The sequence below is a fragment of the Streptomyces auratus genome (assembly GCF_050433025.1).
Classification (GTDB): Bacteria; Actinomycetota; Actinomycetes; order Streptomycetales; family Streptomycetaceae; genus Streptomyces; species Streptomyces sioyaensis.
This window is the reverse complement of the sequence record NZ_JBNGCB010000003.1, coordinates 2,249,425-2,267,135: the sequence shown is the minus strand read 5'-3', so window position 1 is coordinate 2,267,135 and position 17,711 is coordinate 2,249,425. Positions and strand designations below refer to the sequence as shown.

Sequence of the window (17,711 nt, the reverse complement as noted above, 5' to 3'; positions counted from 1 at the left end):
CGGGGGGCGGGGGCGGGGGTCGGCTGCGGCGGTGGCGCTCCGGTCGTCGTGGTCGGCGTGGTCGTCGTGGTCGGCGTCGTGTGGTCGATCAGCGGGCGCCGGCCGGGTCCGCCAGGCCGGTCAGCACACTGACGGCCAGGTTGCGGGCGAGTTCGACCTTGAAGGCGTTGTCGCGCAGCGGGCGGGCGGCGGCGAGTTCGGCGTCGGCGGCGCGGGCGAAGGTGTCCTCGGTGGCGGGTGCACCGTGCAGCACCTCTTCGGCCGCGCGGGCCCGCCACGGCCGGTGCGCGAGGCCACCGAACGCCAGCGCCGCCCGCCCCACGACGCCGTCCTGCACCTCCAGTACGGCGGCGACGGAGGCCAGGGCGAACGCGAAGGAGGCGCGGTCGCGGGCCTTGCGGTAGTGCGAGCGCGCGCCGGGGGCGGCCGGCGGGAGCCGGACGGCGGTGAGGAGTTCGCCGGGCCGGATCTCGGTGTCCTGCTCGGGCCGGTCGCCGGGCAGCCGGTGGAAGTCGGTCACCGCCACCGTGCGCTCGCCGTCGGGGCCGTGCAGCTGCACCTCGGCGTCCAGGGCGGCCAGGGCCACGGCCAGGTCCGAGGGCTGGGTGGCGACGCAGTGCGCGGAGTGGCCCAGGACGGCCAGATCGCGGTGGACACCGTCGCGGGCCGGGCAGCCGGTGCCCGGGGAGCGTTTGTTGCAGGGCTTGCTGATGTCCTGGAAATACAGGCAGCGGGTGCGCTGGAGCAGATTGCCGCCGGTGGTCGCGGTGTTCCGCAGCTGCCCCGAGGCGCCGGCCAGCAGCGCCTGCGACAGGGCGGGGTAACGCTCGCGTACGGGGACGGCCGCGGCGAGGTCGCTGTTGCGGACCATCGCACCGATCCGCAGCCCGCCGTCCGGCAGTTCCTCGATGTCCGCCAGCGGCAGCCGGGTGACGTCGATGAGCAGCCGCGGTGCCTCCACGCCCAGTTTCATCAGATCGACGAGGTTGGTGCCGCCGCCGAGGAAGCGGGCGCCGGGCCGGCCGGCGGCGGCCCGTACGGCCTCCTCGACGCTGGTCGCCCGCAGATAGCCGAACGGTTTCACGGCGCCACCTCCTGGCCTGCGGACCGCGCGGTTCCACCGGGCCGGGCGCCGGCGTCCGCGACCGCTTCGACGATCCGCGGATACGCGCCGCAGCGGCACAGATTGCCGCTCATCCGCTCGCGGATCTCGTCGGCGGTGAGCTCGACCGGTGCCGTGGGGTCCGCGGTGGCCGGGGTGACGTGGGACGGGAAGCCGTCCGCGGCCTCGGCCAGCACACCGGCGGCCGAACAGAGCTGGCCCGGGGTGCAGTAGCCGCACTGGAACGCGTCGCGCTCCAGGAAGGCTTCCTGGAGGGGGTGCAGCCGCTCCCCGTCGGCCAGGCCCTCGACGGTGGTGAGCCGCCGCCCCTCCTGGGCCACGGCCAGCAGCAGACAGCTGTTGGCGCGCCGCCCGTCGACGAGCACCGTGCAGGCGCCGCACTGTCCGTGGTCGCAGCCCTTCTTGGCGCCGGTGAGAGAGAAGTGTTCGCGGAGCAGGTCCAGGACCGTGGTCCGGTGGTCCACGGTCACGGTGTACGCCACATCGTTGACGTGCAGGATCAGCTCGGACCGCTGCTCGGTGGCCGGCGCTGCACCGCCGCCGTCCGCCGGAGGTGGGGTGGGCTCCACTCGCTCCTGCCTTTCCGCTCCGGGCCTCGGGGCAAGTGGTGCGGCCCGGGCCGTCGCTCTGCGTGCGCCGTGGTCGTGGTCCCCCTGGTCCCCTCCCCGTCGGTCCGCTTCGGATCCGCGGCCCCTAACGGGTCTCCAGCCGCAGTTCGACCTCCTTTTCCTGGTCGCCGGCGGCGGTGCCGAGGACGTGCACCGCGAACGCCGACTCCAGGCCCCGGCACAGCTCGTCGACCGCCCAGTAGCCGCCCTGGAGGCTGACCACGACGGGGGCGGACAGCCGGCGGGGCTCGGCGGCGGCCTTGCGGTCGCTCACGTCGAAGGTCGAGGTCCACACGGTCGCACCCGGGCCGGCCATCTCCTCGGGTACGTCGTCCGCCTCCCGGTCGGAGCTGAAGGTGGTGCGCAGCGCGCTGAAGACGGCATGTGCGTCCTGGGTCGCACAGCTCTCCAGTTCCACCATCACCTCGGCCGGTACATGTTCCGCGTGTGCCGCCTGCTGTGCGCTGTTCACTGTGGGGGCCTTCCTTCGTGGACCGTCCTCCGGAGCCGAACGCTTCCAGGCTCGCCCGGCGGCCCGGTGTGTGCGACCCGAGGCTCGAACGAGTGGTTTGAACGGGCGGCACCGCACGGCACTCCGCAGCGGAGTTACGCTGTGTAGCCAGTGCAAGCGCTCTGTAATCAGGGGCGGAATGCGCGCCTCGCCCGGCAATCACCGCATCCACCGTCGACCACCAGGAGCCTTCGTTGACCAGCACCACCATCGACCAGAAAGCCACCGGCTACACCGTCCGCCATGCGCTCGCCATGGCACGCGCCGCCGCGCTCGCCTACCAGGACGAGGCGGCCATCGATGCCGCCGCCCGGACCTGGGGCTTCGACCGGGTGCGCCATCACCACACCACGTTCCGCCCACCGTTCCCGCTGGAGGACACCCAGGCGTACACCCTGGGCGGCCACAGCATGATCATCACCAGCTTCCGCGGGACGGAGCCGGCCGAGCTGCGCGACTGGCTCTCGGACGCCACCACGCCGCCGAGGCCCGGCCCCGGCGGCAGGGGGTACGTCCACTACGGCTTCGCCGAGGCCCTGCAGGCCGTCTGGCCGCAGGTCCGCGCCGCCGTCGACGAGTTCCGCGACAACGGCCAGACGGTGTGGTTCACCGGCCACAGCCTGGGCGGGGCGCTGGCGATGCTGGCCGGGGCCCGGCTGCATTTCGAGGAGCCGCATGTGACGGCCAACGGCGTCTACACCTTCGGCCAGCCGCGCACCTGCGACAGACAGCTGTCCAAAGAGTTCAACACGGCCTTCTCGGACCGGATGTACCGCTTCGTCAACAACAACGACATCGTGCCGCAGCTGCCCCCGGAGCCCACCTTCCATCACGTCTCCGCGCTGCGCTACATCGACTCCAAAGGCGCCATCCACCACACCATGCCGCTGCTCAGCGGCATGCTCGACCATGCCAGAGGCCTCACCGCCGATGCCCTCGCGCCCACCTCCGACGGCGTCCGGGACCACTTCATGGACGCCTACCTCCAGGCCCTGGAACAGAACCAGAACTGACCGGCCGGCCCCGGCGCGGCCGACGGCGCCGAGGGCGAGCCGGCCGCCGCCCCGGTCAGAGGGGCTGGGTGAGGTTGACCGCGTTGCCGTCCGGGTCCTGGATGTGGGCGACCCGCTGCCCCCAGGGCATGTCATCGGCCGGGCCGCGCACCGTTCCACCGAGGGGCTCGACCCGGTCCAGGAGGGCGTCGACGTCCTCGACGGCGATGCTGAGCAGGATGCGGGTCGGGGTGCCGATCGCCATGCTCCGGTCCGCGACGAGGCCCAGCTCCGAGCCCCGGATCCGCAGTCCGACGAAAAAGGCCGGGCCCTCCTCGGGCACCCGGGTGAACTCCTCGGCTCCGGCCAGTGCGCGGTAGAAGTCCCGCAGCCGGTCGAGGTCAGGGGTGACGATCACCGGCTGGACGGCGGCGGGGGCGGGCGACGGGGTGGCAGACATGGCGTCCTCCGATGGGCGTGGACCTGCGGGTTCGGTGAGGTAGACGGCGCCCGGCGGGCCGATTCATCGGCCCGGGCCGGATGACTTGGCACGGATCTCGGCGGCAGCGGCGACGCTACCGGCCCCCGCCGCCCGGGCCCCCTCCCCCGGCCGGCGAATGTCCTCGCGCCGGGACCCTCGCCGAGGCCGCCGGCCTGCGGTTTCACCGGCCACGGCCGTACGGCACCACCCCCGCGCCGGCCGCCGCGGCGCCGCACCACGCCGACGCTCCGCCGTCCGGCCTCACATGGTTGCCATGGGCATCGACCCGGGCGGATCATCCGATACGTACGCCGTACCCACGTACGGAAGCACGGGATGACCGCACCCGGACGACGCGAGGAGAGCCACCGTGGGACCAGCCACCGTCAACGGCCACTGCGCACCGGGGTTTGCAGGCGTACGGGAAGCCTTCGCACGGAACTTCAGCGAGCACGGCGATGTCGGCGCGGCGGTCACGGTGACCGTGGAGGGCGAGGCGGTGGTCGACCTGTGGGGCGGCCATGCGGACGCGGCCGGCGCCCGTGTCTGGGAGCGCGACACCCTCGTCAACGTCTACTCGACGTCCAAAGGGATGACCGCGCTGTGCGCCCATCTCCTGGTGGACCGGGGCGAGTTGGACCTCGACGCGCCGGTCGCCCGCTACTGGCCCGAGTTCGCACAGGCCGGCAAGCGGGACCTCCCCGTGCGCTGGCTGCTCAGCCACCGCGCCGGACTCATCGCCCCCCGTGAGCGGCTGTCCGCACGGGACGCCTACGACTGGGACCGGGTGTGCGCCGCCCTGGCGGCCACCGAGCCGTGGTGGGAGCCGGGCACCGCCCAGGGCTACCACGCGGTGACCTTCGGATACCTCGTGGGCGAGGTCGTCCGGCGGATCACCGGGCAGTCCCTCGGCACGTTCCTGCGCAGCGAGATCACCGGGCCGCTGGGCGCGCGGGTGTTCATCGGCACCCCCGCCGAGGAGCACGCCCACTGTGCCGACATGGTCGGGCAGCTGGACGAGGCGCGGCTCGCCCGGCAGTTCCCCGGCCTGCCCAAGCCGCCGTTCAAGGCGCTGTCCGACCATCCGTACGCCGTCGTCGCGCTGGCGTTGACGTACGTCCCCACCGGCGATGTCAACAGCGCCGCCTACCGGTCCGCCGAGATCCCGGCGGGCAACGCGCATGCGTCCGCCCACGGGCTGGCGACCGTGTACGGCGCGCTGGTGGGCGGCACGCTCGTGCGGCCCACCACCCTGGAGGCGATGCGCCGGTCGCAGAGCCTGCCGGGCGAGCGCGATCTGACCATCGGCGCACTCGCCCCGGAGGGCTACGAACACCGCTGGGGGCTGGGCTACATGCTCAACCACCAGGGCCAGGCGGGGCCCAATCCGCGGGCGTTCGGACACGGCGGCGCGGGCGGCTCGTACGCCTTCGCGGACCCGGAGAACCGGCTGTCGTACGCGTACACCATGAACAAGTACGGCGGGGGCACCACGGGCCTCGATCCCCGCAACGCCGGGCTGGTCCGGGCGGTGTACCAGGCCCTGGAGCACGGCCGGAGCTGAGCACCGGCCCGGCTACGGTGCGGCCGACTCCGGCGGCGGGGCCGGCCGCGGGGCCACCGGCGGCTCGCCCGCCGCGTCGGTGAGCGCCCGCAGCGAGCGGACGAGCCCGGCGCGTTCGCCGGCCGGCAGCCGGGACACGAGCGCGGCGATCTCCGTGTGCCGGGCGGCGAGCACCTCCTCGACGAGCGCGCGGCCCGGCTCCGTCAGGCTCAGCACGACCTCGCGGCGGTTGCCGGGGTTGGCCTGCCGGGTGACGCTGCCGGCCGCCTCCAGCCGGTCCACCATCCGCATCGCGGTGGACGGATTGACGCCCAGCGCACCGGCCAGCGCGGCGAGCTTGACCGGCCCCTGACTGTCCAGCACCACCAGCGCCCGCAGCTGGGGCAGGGTGAGGGAGGGCGCGGTCCGGCCGAGCGCCCGGGCGGAGATCGCCACCAGCAGCCGGGAGGCGGTCAGCACCGCGGCGATGACCTCGTCGACGTCGTGGTCGAGGTCATGGTCGAGATCGCTGCCGGACGCGGTCACCCCGGCCGGCCGCGGTGCGCCATGCGCGTCGTGCCCCATGGCGCCTTTATACCCGGTGACGGCATCGTGCCTGGTCGCGGGCGCTACAAGGGGCGATCCACGGTCCGCGGCTCCGGCCCCCCGCACACCCTCACGGAGCGCCATAATGGGAGGAGCGGCAGGCATCCGGCCCCGGTACGAGCACGCAGGGCCGGGGAGAGGGCGTGATCACCATGGAACGGGACACCGAGACGGTTCACGAGGCATATTCCTTCGTCTGTCTGCACTGCGGGCACGGCTGGGAAGAGGAGTACGAGATCCGGCACACCACGGATCTGGCCGGCCACCGGCGCGCCGACTACTTCACCCGCGGCGTCCGCGTCGCCTCCCCGCTGACCCGCGCCGAGTGCCCGTCCTGCAATCGCGGACCGCTGCGCATCCTGCGCCCCGGCCGGGTGGACTCGACCCGCCCCTACCTGGCCTGAGCCCGCCCCCGATGAGCTGACTCCCCGTCACCATCCGGTGTACAGGAGGTGGTTGAGGAGCAGCGCCAAGACGGCCTGAGCCGCCAGCCAGTGGCGGTGCCGGGCCGTGGGCAGCAGGGCGCAGGCCGCCGGCAGCCAGGCGGCGAACGGCAGCCATATGCGTTCGGTCTCCGCCTTGCTCATCCCGGAGAGATCGGCGACCAGCACGGCGAGCAGCACGGCCAGCACGAGGACGACCAGCCGGTCGGTGGGGTGGCGCAGCGGTCCGGCGGACGGGCGCAGCCCCCGCAGGGCGGTGGGGGCCGCCACGAGGGTCCGGCGCACCCCGGCCACCGTCGCCAGGCCGGTGATCAGCACGGTGCAGGCGAGGTTGCCCCACACCCAGTACGCGTACGGGCGGACGGCCGCGGCGCCCTGGTAGTAGCGCTCGACCAGCAGCTGGTAGCCCTCCCACCAGGAGAATCCGGCGAGGGTGAAGGCGGTCGCGACGGCCGCGGCGCCGACCGCGAAGAGGGGCAGCGGGCGCCAGGTCCGGGTGAGCAGCAGCACCGCGCCGGCGATCAGCGCGATCAGGGTGAGGCCGTAGGAGAGATAGCAGGTCAGGCCGAACAGGAGGCCGGAGGCCAGGGCGGCGGCAGCCGGGTACCGAGTGCGCCGGGTGGCGGCCAGCGCGAGCAGGGCCAGGGACCAGGCGGCGACCGCCGCGAAATAGCCGTCCGCCGAGGTGCCCACCCAGACGGCGGACGGGGCCAGGACGAGAAACGGGGCGGCCCGGCGGGCGGTCGGCTCGTCGGTCAGGGCGCGCAGCGCGACGAGGACGGCGGCCACGGCGGAGGTGCCGAGGGTGAGGCACCAGACACCGGCCCAGCCACCGCCGCCCAGACCGATGCGGTCCAGGCCGACGAAGGTGAGCACGGCGGCCGGGGGGTGCCCGGCGACATGGGCGGGCCAGTGGTCCGGGCCGTTGTTGAGGATGTGGTGGGTGAAGTTCCGCACCGCCGCGCCGAGATCGTCGAAGCGGTGGATGACGGTCAGGTACTCGTACGAGGTGGTCAGGCGCCGGGCGATGCCGGTCTGCCAGCCGTCTATCAGCGCCAGCGACCAGGTCCAGGCCAGGGCGGCGGTCCAGCTCGCCAGGACGAGACGGCGCCAGGGCAGCCGGGCCGCGAGGGAGGGCCCGTGGAGGGTCACGGCCGCGCCGACCGCGAGCGCGGCGGGGGTGCCGGGGCCCAGGTGCGGGAACCACGAGGCGTACAGCGGGGGCCAGTTGACATGCAGGCTGCCGTGGGTCCGCTCGATGACGGTGCCGACGACGGCGGCAACCGTGACAAGCAGAACGCCGGCCGCGGCGGCCCGCAGGTCGGCTCGGTAGGGGGCACGTTCTTCGGTGGTCACACGGGGAGTCACAGCCGCACGCTAGGCGCCGATGGGCGGCCCGGGACGTCCGGCGGCCAGGGCGTCACCGTTCCGTCAGATTCTCCGGCGCCGTGCCGCCGTTCCGCCGACGTCAGAGCTTCGTCATGCGTTGCAGCCCCCTCGGCACACCGGTCGCGGCATAGCGTCGGCACCAGGTCCCGTCCGGCCCCGACCCGCCGGACGGTTCACCCGCGACGGACCGCCGTCGCACCGACCGCCGAGGACACAACATGGGTGCCCGTTCCCCGTTCACTCCCCCGACAGCGCCGTCGTTCTGGCGCAGTCCGCTGCGCGGCCCGTGGCTGACCGCGGTGCTCGGCACCGTGCTGCTGGCCGGCATCACGCTGCTGTTCGTGACCGGTCTGCTGTCGTACGCCGCGTACAACCCGGATCTGGCCGGCGGCGTCAACGACAAGACGCCGGACAAGGGCCTGCTGGGCTTCTATCTCTTCAGCTGGCCGACCGGTCCGCACTGGCTCTACCGCCTCACCCAGGGACTGCACGTCATCCTGGGGATCACACTGGTGCCCGTGGTGCTGGCGAAGCTGTGGTCGGTGATCCCCAAGCTGTTCACCCTGCCGCCGGCCCGGTCCGTCGGCCATGCGCTGGAGCGGATTTCGCTGCTGCTGCTGGTCGGCGGGGTGCTGTTCGAGTTCGTCACCGGGCTGCTCAACATCCAGCTGGAGTACCTCTTCCCGGGCTCCTTCTATCCGCTGCACTTCTACGGCGCGTGGGTGTTCATCGGCGCGTTCGCCGTGCATGTCGTGCTGCGGCTGCCGCGGGCCGTGCGGGCGCTGCGCGAGCGCCGCGACCCGCAGGCGGCGGCCGACGACACCGGGCTGGTGGCGGCCCGGCCGGACCGGCCGACGGTGACCCGGCGCGGTGCGCTGGGGCTGGTCGGGGCCGGTGCGCTGGTGCTGTTCGCGACGTCGGCGGGGCAGAGCATCGGGGGGTGGTGGCGGCGTACCGCCCTGCTGGCGCCGCACGGGGGACGGGATCCGGGCAGCGGCCCGAACGGCTTCCAGATCAACAAGACCGCCGCGGCCATGGGCATCCGGGCCCGGGACACCGGCGACGACTGGCGGCTGACGGTCGAGGGCGGCGGGCGGCGGGTACGGCTCAGCCGCGTCGATCTGCTGACGCTGCCCCAGCACGAGGCGGCGCTGCCGATCGCCTGCGTCGAGGGCTGGTCGACCGACGACCAGCAGTGGGGCGGGGTGCGGCTGCGCGACCTCGCCGGGCTGGTGGGGCTCGGTGCGCAACCGCCCGGCGTGCTGGTCGAATCGCTCCAGCTGCACGGCGCGTTCCGGCGGGCCGCGCTGCGCGACAACCAGGTGCGCGATCCGCGGTCACTGCTCGCGCTGCGGGTGGGCGGGGCGGAGCTGTCCGAGGACCACGGCTATCCGGCGCGGATCATCGTCCCGGCGGCACCCGGGGTGCTCAACACCAAGTGGGTCTCGCGGCTGACGTTCGGGGAGTGGTGAGGATGCGGGAGCGGCTCGTGACGTGGCGTGAACGGCTCGTGGGGTGGCGGGCGCGGGGAGCCCGGGCGGTGGGCGCGCTGCGCCGCCGGCTGCGGTACGGCGAGGGGCCGCTGCATCTGCTGCTGATGCTCGCCTCGTTCGCGCTGACCGGCTATGCGGGGCTGCGGCTGCTGGCCGGCGGGCAGTGGCCGCTGGTGCTCGTCTGGTTCGTCGGGGCCGCGCTGCTGCACGATCTGGTGCTGCTGCCGCTGTATGCGTCCGCCGACCGTGCGCTGGCCCGCTGCACGGCACCACGCGCCCGGCACCGGGCCTGGACCGGGTACGTCCGGGTCCCCGCCGCGGTGTCCGGGCTGCTGTTGCTGGTGTGGCTCCCGCTGATCGCGGGCTCGTGGGACCCCGGTGCGGCGGCGCGCTACGAGGCCGGGACGGGACTGCCCGGCGGGGTGTTCCTGGCCCGCTGGCTGCTGGTCACCGCCGGGCTGTGCGCGCTGTCCGCCCTGTGGCTGCTGGGCCGTACGCTTCAGCCGCGGCTGCGCAGGGCGGCCCGGCGGCGCAGGGAGACGAAGCAGCGTTCGGCGCCCGGCAGTTGATCCGCCTGGCCGGTGACGGTCCACTGCTCGGCGGGGGCCCAGCCGGCCTGGGCCGCGTACCGCAGCAGCGCGGGGGTCCCCACCCGGGCCCAGGGGAAGGTGTCATCCGGCGACCGAGGGGCCCCGCCCGGGGCGTGGTGGCCGCCCTCGACCCGGACCCGGACCTGTTCATCGACGTCCGCCGGGGTGGTCTCCACTATGAGGAGGCCACCCGGGTCGACCAGTTCGGCGCTGCGGGCGAGCAGGGCGCGGGGGTCGCCGCCGATGCCGATATTGCCGTCGAGCAGCAGGGCGGTGCCCCAACTTCCCTCGCCGGGAAGGGAGTCGAAGACCGAGCGGTGCACCGCGGCCCCACCGGTCGCCCGGGTGCGGGCCACCGCCGCGGCGCTGACGTCGATGCCGAGCGCACGCCGGCCCCGCGCGAGGAGCGCGGCGACCAGCCGGCCGGGACCGCAGCCGATGTCGAGGACGGCGCCCTCGCAGCGGCGCAGCGCCGACAGATCGGCGGCGTCCGCCCGGGCGCACCAGCGCTCGACCTCCAGCGGCAGCAGCCAGCCGTCGCTGCGGCGCAGGAACAGCGGGCCGCGGCCGTTGCGCAGGGCATCGGCGTACGGGTCCGCTCCCCAGGAGACGGGGTGGGGCCGGTCGGTGCGTGTCGTGGGCGGTACGGCGGTGCTCATCGTCCGGTGACCCCCGTCAGACGGGCCAGGGTGGCGGCGAAGCGGCCGTCCGGTGCCGCGGCCGCGACCTGCTCGGCATCGGCCGCGGTGTCGACATCGCGCAGCGGCGGCAGTTCCCGTACCCGGAGTCCGGCGGCGGCCAGCCGGGCGCGCTGGGCGGCGCCGGTGCGGTCGGTGGACATCGGGACGCCGCGCAGAAGCCGGGGGTCGGGGGTGGCCAGCCCGAGCGCCCAGAATCCGCCGTCGTCGGCCGCCCCGAACCAGGCGTCGCAGTCGTCCCAGGCACCGAAGTCCAGTGCCGGGGCGAGGAGTTGGGGGGTGACCTGCGGGGTGTCCATACCGATGAGCAGGGTCGGGCCGGCGCTGCCGGCGAAGGCCGCGGCGAGCCGCTCGTCGAGACCGCCGGGGCCCTGCTGCCGGACGTCGAAGCCGGCCGGCAGCCAGTTCCCCGGGCGGCCGTCCAGGACGACCACCCGTCGCCGGGCGGGCATCGCACGGACGGCCTGGAGGGTGTCGTACAGCGCGGCCTCGGCCAACCAGGCGGCCTGGTGCGGGGTGTAGGGCGGGGTGAGCCGGGTCTTGACCCGCCCCGGCACCGGCTCCTTGGCGATGACCAGGACCGTCGTGGGCCCCGGTCGCGCCGGCTGGTCTGCGGACTCGGTCATCGGGCCGTCTCCTCGGTACGGAGCGTCAGCGGCGGCTGACGCAGGACGGTGCGCATGTCGCGCACCGCATGCCAGGTGCCGCGCCAGGTGCCGGTGACCTTCGAGCGGCCGGTGCGCGGCCGGTAGGGCACCTCGCGTTCCTCGACGCGCCAGCCGGCGTCGGCGGCCCGGACGACCATCTGTAGGGGGTAGCCGCTGCGGCGGTCGGTGAGGCCGAGGCCGAGCAGGTCGGTGCGCCGGGCGGCGCGCAGTGGGCCGAGGTCGTGCAGCCGCAGTCCGGTGCGCCGGCGCAGCATCCGGGCCAGGGCGAGGTTGCCGAGCCGGGCGTGCGGCGGCCAGGCGCCGCGCCCCTCGGGGCGCCGGCGGCCCAGCACCAGATCGCTGTCGCCGTCGCGGACGGCCCGGACGAACGGGGTGAGCAACGCCGGGTCGAGGGAGGCGTCGCAGTCGCAGAAGCAGACGATGTCCGCGTCGGCGGCGAGCAGTCCGGCGTGGCAGGCGGCCCCGAAGCCGCGGCGCGGCTCGTGCACCACGGTGGCGCCCAGGCCGCGGGCGACCTCGGCCGAGCCGTCGGTGGAGCCGTTGTCCACGACGATCGCCCGCCAGCCGGCCGGGATGCGGGCCAGCACCCAGGGCAGTGCGGCGGCCTCGTCGAGGCAGGGCAGTACGACATCCACCGAGCCGGGCCGGAGGCCGGGGGACGCGGAAGAAGGGGAGGAAGGGGTCATGCCGTCACCTGCACCTCAGAAGCGGAACATCAGGACATCGGGTTCGTGGAACACGCGGACGGCGTGGACGCCGCGGGCCGTGCGGACGGCGCCGCCCGCATCCCTTCGCGGGCGAACTCCGCCATCCCCTCGGTGAATCCGGTCGCCGCCCGCCAGCCGAGGTCCGCGGCGATCCGCCGGGACGACGCGGTGATGTGCCGTACGTCGCCCAGCCGGTACTCCCCCGTCACCACGGGCGGCGGCCCGCCGCACGCCGCGGCCAGCGTCTGCGCCATCTCCCCGACGGTGTGCGGCACTCCGCTGCCGGTGTTGTACGCGGTCAGGGTCCCCGGCGCACGGTCCGGCAGGGCCGACAGCGCCACCTCGTTGGCCGCCGCGACATCCCGCACATGGACGAAGTCCCGCCGCTGGCCGCCGTCCTCATAGACCGTCGGCGACTGCCCGCGGGCCAGCGCCGAGCGGAAGAACGAGGCCACCCCCGCGTACGGGGTATCGCGCGGCATCCCGGGCCCGTAGACGTTGTGATAGCGCAGCGAGACCGCCCGGCCGCCGGTGGCCCGCGCCCAGGAGGCGGCCAGGTGCTCCTGGGCGAGCTTGGTCGCCGCGTAGACGTTGCGCGGATCGGTGGGCGCGTCCTCGCCGACCAGCCCCGGCCGCAGCTCCGCGCCGCACTGCGGGCAGCGCGGCTCGAACCGCCCCGCCGCCAGCTCGGCCTCCGCCCGCGGACCGGGCCGCACCGCCCCGTGGCCGGGGCAGGTGTAGCGCCCCTCCCCGTAGACCACCATCGACCCGGCGAGCACCAGCTGCCGCACACCGGCCGCGGCCATCGCGGCCAGCAGCACCGCGGTACCCAGGTCGTTGCAGCCCACATAGTCGGGCGCATCCGCGAAGTCCTTGCCCAGGCCCACCATCGCGGCCTGGTGGCAGACCGCCTGCACCCCGTCGAGGGCCGCGTCGACGGCCGCCCGGTCCCGTACGTCGGCGACGATCCGCCGCTCCCCCGGGCGCAGGGGCGGGGGCTCGGGGTGCGCCGAGGGCAGCAGCGCGTCCAGCACGACGGGCTCGTGCCCGCGCGCCAGGAGCGCCTCGACGACCTGCGATCCGATGAAGCCGGCACCGCCGGTGACCAGTACACGCATGCCGGTCACGCTAAGCGGGTCAGGGCGCTCGGGCCCGCGTACGGAGCGCCGTGTCATGGGTCCGTAAGATCCGCGGCCCGGCCGGCGCGGGCGCGGACCGGCCTCTCCCGGCCCACTGCGATTCGGTAACAGGGCGCATTCGAGGTATTTCGGTACGGCATACGGTGCTTATGCTCAGGCCGGGGGAACGGGGGACCGCTTCGGGACAGTCCGACGGCCGACGGTCCCCTGCCCGATCACCTCACCTGACACCGTCGGAGAACACCTTGGCCGTGGAGAACGTCGAGCGCTGCACCGGCTCCCGTGTGCTGGCCGCGCTGCCGTACGCGGTCATGGCCGTGGTCGGCGCGGTCGACCTCACCGCGGGCCCGGGGGTGGGGTTCCTGCCTCTGGTGTCCCTGGGGCCGGCGTTCGCCGGGCTGGTCGGCGGCTGGCGGCGCACCGCCGTGGTCGGGCTGACGGCGTGCGTGCTCTGCGTCTCGCTGGGCGTCTACAACGGCCTGTTCGAGAGCCGGCGCGGGCTGACCGCCCTGCTGTCGGTGGCCGGCGTGACCGCGGCGGGTGTGGTGGCCGCCGTGATGCGCCAGCGGCGCGAGGCGGAGCTCGCCAGCGTCCGCTCGATCGCCGAGGTGGCGCAGCGGGTGCTGCTGCGGCCGGTGCCGCGCAGCGCGGGCCCGCTGCGGATCGCGGTCTCCTACACCTCCGCGGTGGCCGAGGCCCGGATAGGCGGCGACCTGTACGAGGTGGTGACCTCGCCCGCCGGGGTCCGGATCATCGTCGGCGATGTGCAGGGCAAGGGCCTGGAGGCGGTGGAGAGCGCGGCGGTGGTGCTGGGCGCGTTCCGGGAGGCGGCGCACGACGAACCGGATCTGCCGGCCGTCGGGGAGCGGGTCGAGCGGGCGCTGAACCGTCATCTGGCGGGCGAACGGTTCGTCACCGCGGTGCTCGCCGAGATCGGTGACGGTCCGCAGGCCACGCTGCTGAACTTCGGCCATCCGGCGCCCCTGGTGGTCCGCCCGGCCGGCGCGGTCGCCTTCGCCGCCCCGCCCGACCGCGCCCTCCCGCTGGGCCTGACCCTCCAGGGAGCCGGGGCACCGGTCCCCTACGAGGTGCCGTTCGCCCCCGGGGACCAGATGCTCTTCTACACCGACGGGGTCACCGAGGCCCGCGATGCGGCGGGCCGCTTCTACCCTCTCGACGAGCGCGCCGCGCTGCTGAAGGACCCGGACCCGGAGGCCGCACTGCGCTCGGTGCGCGAGGACCTCGTCGACCATGCCGAGGGTCCGCTGCACGACGATGCGGCGATGCTGCTGGTCCGCCATCGGGAGGAATGGTGAACCGGGTTCGGGCCGGGGGCGGCCGGGGCGGTGCGCCGCGCTCGGCTCAGTCGTCGCGCCGGCCGTCGCTGCCCTGACCGCCGTCGGTGCCGGGCCGCTCGCCGCCGGCCTCGCCCTTCCCTCGCTCCCCCGGCTCCCTCGCGGGCTTCGCCGCCGCCCTGGCCTCCAGTCGGCGGGCGGCCTCCTCGCGGGCCGCGGCCGTGGCGACCGAGGGCCACACGCGGTCGAGTGAGGCGTTCATCGCGGCCCCGACCAGCACCGCGAAGGCGGACACCCCGATCCACAGCAGGACCGCGACCGGTGCGGCCAACGAGCCGTAGATCGTGGGGCCCTCGACCGTCGAGGTGAGGTAGAGGCGGAGCAGAAAGCTGCCGAGCACCCACATGCCGAGGGCGACCACCGCGCCGGGAATGTCCTCCGGCCAGGGCGAACGGACCGGTACGGACGCGTGGTAGAGCGTGGTCAGAAAGGCCACCGAGAGGATCAGGACGACCGGCCAGTACAGCGCCCGGATGATGTGCTCGCTGGCCGGCAGCCAGCCCACGACGGTGTCGGGGCCGGCGACCATCAGCGGCAGTGTGACGGCGCCGACGACGAGCGCGGCGAGGTACAGCGCGAACGACAGCAGCCGGGTCCGCACGATGCCGCGCCGGCCGTCGAGGCCGTACATGATGGTGATGGTGTCGACAAAGACGTTCATCGCCCGGGAGCCGGACCACAGGGCGATGGCGAAGCCGATGGAGATGACGTCCGGGCGGCGGCCGGTGAACACATCGTGCAGCAGCGGCCGGGCGATCTCGTTCACGCCGCGGCTGGACAGCACGGTGCCGGCGCCGGAGAGGATCTGCTGCCGGACGTGGTGGAGGGTGTCGTGGCCGATCCACGCCTGCGTGTAGCCGAGCACACCCAGGAGCCCGAGGATCAGCGGGGGCAGCGACAGCAGACTCCAGAACGCGGCCTCGGCGGCCAGACCAGTGACCCGGTACTTCATGCAGGAGTGGACGGTGTCCTTGAGCAGCAGCCAGGCCAGCCGGCGCTTGGAGACATTGCGGTAGAGGGCACGGGCCTTGATCAGGCGCCCCGCGGGCCGCTCGGTTGGTTCGTTTGCCGGCTGCACCTCCTTACCGTATCGGGCATGGCAGCCACCACTCACACCGTCACGAACCAGCCCCCGCCGCTGGTCGGATACAACGTCTTCGGGAGCGACCCGGTCCTCACCGAGGGCATCACCCGGCACATCGCCGAGGCCCGGCTCGACGAGGTACGCGAGGAGCTGAACACCCTGGGACGGGCGGCCGGCTCCGCGCACGCCCGCCAGTGGGGCGAGCAGGCCAATGACTGTCCGCCGGTACTGCGCACCCATGACCGCTACGGCCACCGCATCGACGAGGTCGAGTTCCACCCGGCCTGGCACCGGCTGCTCGGCCACGCCGTCACGGCCGGACTGACCGGCGCCTGGTCCCGGCCCGACGGCCATGTCCGGCGCACCGCCGGCTTCCTCGTGTGGACCCAGGCCGAGGCGGGGCACGGCTGCCCGCTGTCGATGACCCATGCGGCGGTGCCCACGCTGCGCGCCGAGCCGGAGCTGGCGGCCGAGTGGGAGCCGCTGCTGACCTCGCAGGTGTACGACCGGGAGCTGCGGCCGGTCGCCGAGAAGGGCGGGGCGCTGGCCGGGATGGCCATGACGGAGAAGCAGGGCGGCAGCGACGTACGGGCCAACACCACCCGCGCCGAACCCCTGGCCGCACCCGGCGAATACGTCCTGACCGGGCACAAGTGGTTCTGTTCGGCGCCGATGTCGGACGCCTTCCTGGTGCTGGCCCAGGCGCCGGGAGGGCTCACCTGCTTTCTGCTGCCCCGGGTGCTGCCGGACGGCAGTCGGAACGCCTTTCGCATCCAGCGGCTCAAGGACAAGCTCGGCAACCGCTCGAACGCCTCGGCGGAGGTGGAGTTCGACGGGCAGACCTGGGCCCGCCGGGTCGGCGAGGAGGGGCGCGGGGTGGCCACCATCATCGAGATGGTCGCGGCCACCCGGCTGGACTGTGTCACCGCGTCGGCGGCGGTGATGCGGCAGGCGGTGGCACAGGCGGTGCACCACACCGCCTACCGGGAGGCGTTCGGCGGCCCGCTGATCGACAAGCCGCTGATGCGCAATGTGCTGGCCGATCTGGCGCTGGAGTCGGAGGCGGCGTCCACCCTCGCGCTGCGGCTGGCGGCGGCGTACGACGGCGACACCGAGCAGGACCGGAACTTTCTGCGGCTGGCGGTGCCGGCGGCGAAGTACTGGGTGACCAAGCGCTGCACCCCGGTGGTGGCCGAGGCGCTGGAGTGCCTGGGCGGCAACGGCTATGTGGAGGAGTCCGGGCTGCCGCGGCTGCTGCGCGAGGCGCCGCTCAACTCGATCTGGGAGGGGGCCGGCAACGTCCAGGCGCTGGACGTGCTGCGGGCCCTGCGGCGCGAACCCGACGCGCTGAACGCGTTCCTGACCGAGATCGGGACGGCGCGGGGCGCGGACCACCGGCTGGACCGGGCGATCAGGGCGATGCTCACCGAACTCGCCGACCTGGAGGGCATCGAGGCCCGGGCCCGGCGGCTGGTGGAGCGGATGGCGACGGTGCTCCAGGGGTCGCTGCTGGTGCGCCACGCACCGCCCGAGGTCGCGGATGCATTCTGCGCCTCCCGGCTCGGCGGCGATGCCGGGGCGGCGTTCGGGACGCTGCCGCACACGCTGGATCTCGCCGCGGTGGTGGAGCGGGCCCGGCCGGAGATCGACGACTGCCCGCCGGACTGAGCCGGCGGCACGGAGAAGGGGGCGGGCTCGGCGCCGCGGCGGGCCGGACCGGTCGGCGCCGGTTCGCCGCGGAGCATCCACGGTGCAGGCGTCAGCCGGACGCGGTGGGCGGCGGGATGGGGGCCCATGCCTTGGGCGAGGAGAGGACGAAGGAGGTCGCCGGCTTACCGAGCTCGTTGAGCTGGTCGATGAGCGGTTCGAGCGCGCCGATCTCGTGCGCGACCACGCGCAGGATGTGGTCGTCGGTGCCGGTGACACGGTGGTCTTCGAGGATGTGCGGCGCGGCCTGCGCGAGGTGGGCGGTCTGGTGGGACTGGCGGATGCCCGCTGTGGACAGCACCACGAAAGCGTGGACGGGCCAGCCGGCCTTGGCCGGGTCGACGCGGGCGCTGTAGCCGGTGATCACTTGGAGGCTCTCCAGGCGCCGTACCCGGGTGGCCACGGCCGGGGGGCTGAGCCCTACCCGCCGTGCGAGTTCACGGAAGCCGAGTCGGGCGTCGTGCTGCAGCAGTTCGAGCAACTGCCAGTCGGTGGAGTCGAGGGTCGCCATGCCGTGATCACACCTCGGGACTTAACACATGGCAAGTGGAAGCTCGGCTCAGCGGCACAGTGT

The 17,711-nt window shown here is 74.2% G+C and carries 19 protein-coding genes; 7 read left to right on the top strand and 12 right to left on the bottom strand.

The window, feature by feature from the left end; translation table 11 throughout:
- Positions 1-88 precede the first annotated feature (88 nt).
- The 3 genes from BKA18_RS29650 to BKA18_RS29640 all read right to left on the bottom strand — a co-directional run bounded on the left by BKA18_RS29650 (position 89) and on the right by BKA18_RS29640 (position 2,203).
- The gene (locus tag BKA18_RS29650; RefSeq protein WP_366045808.1) at positions 89-1,084 is read right to left on the bottom strand and encodes an FAD binding domain-containing protein; all 996 of its coding nucleotides are present in this window, start codon (positions 1,082-1,084) and stop codon (positions 89-91) included.
- Complete coding sequence (locus tag BKA18_RS29645) at positions 1,081-1,692, bottom strand: 2Fe-2S iron-sulfur cluster-binding protein (protein WP_366045807.1); 612 nt, start codon at positions 1,690-1,692, stop codon at positions 1,081-1,083. The genes BKA18_RS29650 and BKA18_RS29645 overlap by 4 nt, the downstream gene beginning before the upstream one ends.
- Before the next feature lie 124 nt (positions 1,693-1,816).
- Complete coding sequence (locus BKA18_RS29640) at positions 1,817-2,203, bottom strand: hypothetical protein (RefSeq protein ID WP_006602320.1); 387 nt, start codon at positions 2,201-2,203, stop codon at positions 1,817-1,819.
- Positions 2,204-2,436: 233 nt separating this feature from the next.
- Between BKA18_RS29640 and BKA18_RS29635 the strand changes: the two genes are divergently transcribed.
- A complete protein-coding gene (locus BKA18_RS29635; protein ID WP_366045806.1) occupies positions 2,437-3,255 on the top strand; it encodes a lipase family protein in 819 nt (272 codons plus the stop codon).
- A 55-nt stretch (positions 3,256-3,310) separates the two neighbouring features.
- On the opposite strand, the gene BKA18_RS29630 is transcribed toward BKA18_RS29635, so the two are convergent.
- On the bottom strand, positions 3,311-3,694 hold the full coding sequence (locus BKA18_RS29630) for a VOC family protein (protein ID WP_366045805.1): 384 nt from the start codon (positions 3,692-3,694) through the stop codon (positions 3,311-3,313).
- A gap of 391 nt (positions 3,695-4,085) precedes the next feature.
- Between BKA18_RS29630 and BKA18_RS29625 the strand changes: the two genes are divergently transcribed.
- Positions 4,086-5,279 (top strand): serine hydrolase domain-containing protein, encoded by a 1,194-nt coding sequence (locus BKA18_RS29625; RefSeq protein WP_366045804.1) that lies wholly within the window; start codon positions 4,086-4,088, stop codon positions 5,277-5,279.
- A 12-nt stretch (positions 5,280-5,291) separates the two neighbouring features.
- Here the strand turns inward: BKA18_RS29625 and BKA18_RS29620 are convergent, their stop codons facing one another.
- Complete coding sequence (locus BKA18_RS29620; RefSeq protein WP_366045803.1) at positions 5,292-5,843, bottom strand: MarR family winged helix-turn-helix transcriptional regulator; 552 nt, start codon at positions 5,841-5,843, stop codon at positions 5,292-5,294.
- 173 nt (positions 5,844-6,016) lie between these two features.
- Between BKA18_RS29620 and BKA18_RS29615 the strand changes: the two genes are divergently transcribed.
- Positions 6,017-6,268: a hypothetical protein gene (locus BKA18_RS29615; RefSeq protein ID WP_235448368.1), complete on the top strand. Its 252-nt coding sequence runs from the start codon at positions 6,017-6,019 to the stop codon at positions 6,266-6,268.
- Positions 6,269-6,295: 27 nt separating this feature from the next.
- Here the strand turns inward: BKA18_RS29615 and BKA18_RS29610 are convergent, their stop codons facing one another.
- Entirely contained in the window at positions 6,296-7,663 is a 1,368-nt protein-coding gene (locus tag BKA18_RS29610; protein ID WP_429638714.1) for a hypothetical protein, read from the bottom strand.
- A 251-nt stretch (positions 7,664-7,914) separates the two neighbouring features.
- On the opposite strand from BKA18_RS29610, the gene BKA18_RS29605 reads away from it, so the two are divergent.
- Both BKA18_RS29605 and BKA18_RS29600 read left to right on the top strand, forming a co-directional pair.
- The gene (locus BKA18_RS29605) at positions 7,915-9,168 is read left to right on the top strand and encodes a molybdopterin-dependent oxidoreductase (protein WP_366045801.1); all 1,254 of its coding nucleotides are present in this window, start codon (positions 7,915-7,917) and stop codon (positions 9,166-9,168) included.
- Between the two features lie 125 nt (positions 9,169-9,293).
- A complete protein-coding gene (locus BKA18_RS29600; protein ID WP_366045885.1) occupies positions 9,294-9,758 on the top strand; it encodes a hypothetical protein in 465 nt (154 codons plus the stop codon).
- On the opposite strand, the gene BKA18_RS29595 is transcribed toward BKA18_RS29600, so the two are convergent.
- The 4 genes from BKA18_RS29595 to BKA18_RS29580 are packed head-to-tail and all read right to left on the bottom strand — an operon-like array spanning position 9,689 to position 12,970.
- Entirely contained in the window at positions 9,689-10,438 is a 750-nt protein-coding gene (locus tag BKA18_RS29595) for a class I SAM-dependent methyltransferase (RefSeq protein ID WP_366045800.1), read from the bottom strand. The genes BKA18_RS29600 and BKA18_RS29595 overlap by 70 nt on opposite strands.
- The gene (locus BKA18_RS29590) at positions 10,435-11,103 is read right to left on the bottom strand and encodes a TIGR04282 family arsenosugar biosynthesis glycosyltransferase (RefSeq protein ID WP_366045799.1); all 669 of its coding nucleotides are present in this window, start codon (positions 11,101-11,103) and stop codon (positions 10,435-10,437) included. The genes BKA18_RS29595 and BKA18_RS29590 overlap by 4 nt, the downstream gene beginning before the upstream one ends.
- On the bottom strand, positions 11,100-11,831 hold the full coding sequence (locus BKA18_RS29585; protein WP_366045798.1) for a glycosyltransferase family 2 protein: 732 nt from the start codon (positions 11,829-11,831) through the stop codon (positions 11,100-11,102). Before BKA18_RS29585 ends, BKA18_RS29590 begins: the two co-directional genes overlap by 4 nt.
- Before the next feature lie 29 nt (positions 11,832-11,860).
- Positions 11,861-12,970, bottom strand: a complete 1,110-nt coding sequence (locus BKA18_RS29580; protein WP_366045797.1) for an NAD-dependent epimerase/dehydratase family protein — start codon at positions 12,968-12,970, stop codon at positions 11,861-11,863.
- A 332-nt stretch (positions 12,971-13,302) separates the two neighbouring features.
- Here BKA18_RS29580 and BKA18_RS29575 point away from each other — a divergent pair, with 332 nt between their 5' ends.
- The gene (locus tag BKA18_RS29575) at positions 13,303-14,307 is read left to right on the top strand and encodes a PP2C family protein-serine/threonine phosphatase (RefSeq protein ID WP_366045884.1); all 1,005 of its coding nucleotides are present in this window, start codon (positions 13,303-13,305) and stop codon (positions 14,305-14,307) included.
- 46 nt (positions 14,308-14,353) lie between these two features.
- Here the strand turns inward: BKA18_RS29575 and BKA18_RS29570 are convergent, their stop codons facing one another.
- Positions 14,354-15,424 carry a YihY/virulence factor BrkB family protein gene (locus BKA18_RS29570; protein WP_366045796.1) on the bottom strand — a complete coding sequence of 357 codons (1,071 nt, stop codon included), beginning with the start codon at positions 15,422-15,424 and terminating at the stop codon, positions 14,354-14,356.
- An 18-nt stretch (positions 15,425-15,442) separates the two neighbouring features.
- Between BKA18_RS29570 and BKA18_RS29565 the strand changes: the two genes are divergently transcribed.
- Positions 15,443-17,098 carry an acyl-CoA dehydrogenase family protein gene (locus BKA18_RS29565; RefSeq protein ID WP_366045795.1) on the top strand — a complete coding sequence of 552 codons (1,656 nt, stop codon included), beginning with the start codon at positions 15,443-15,445 and terminating at the stop codon, positions 17,096-17,098.
- Positions 17,099-17,189: 91 nt separating this feature from the next.
- Here BKA18_RS29565 and BKA18_RS29560 read toward each other — a convergent pair whose 3' ends face one another.
- On the bottom strand, positions 17,190-17,648 hold the full coding sequence (locus tag BKA18_RS29560) for an Lrp/AsnC family transcriptional regulator (protein ID WP_366045794.1): 459 nt from the start codon (positions 17,646-17,648) through the stop codon (positions 17,190-17,192).
- Between the last annotated feature and the right edge of the window lie 63 nt (positions 17,649-17,711).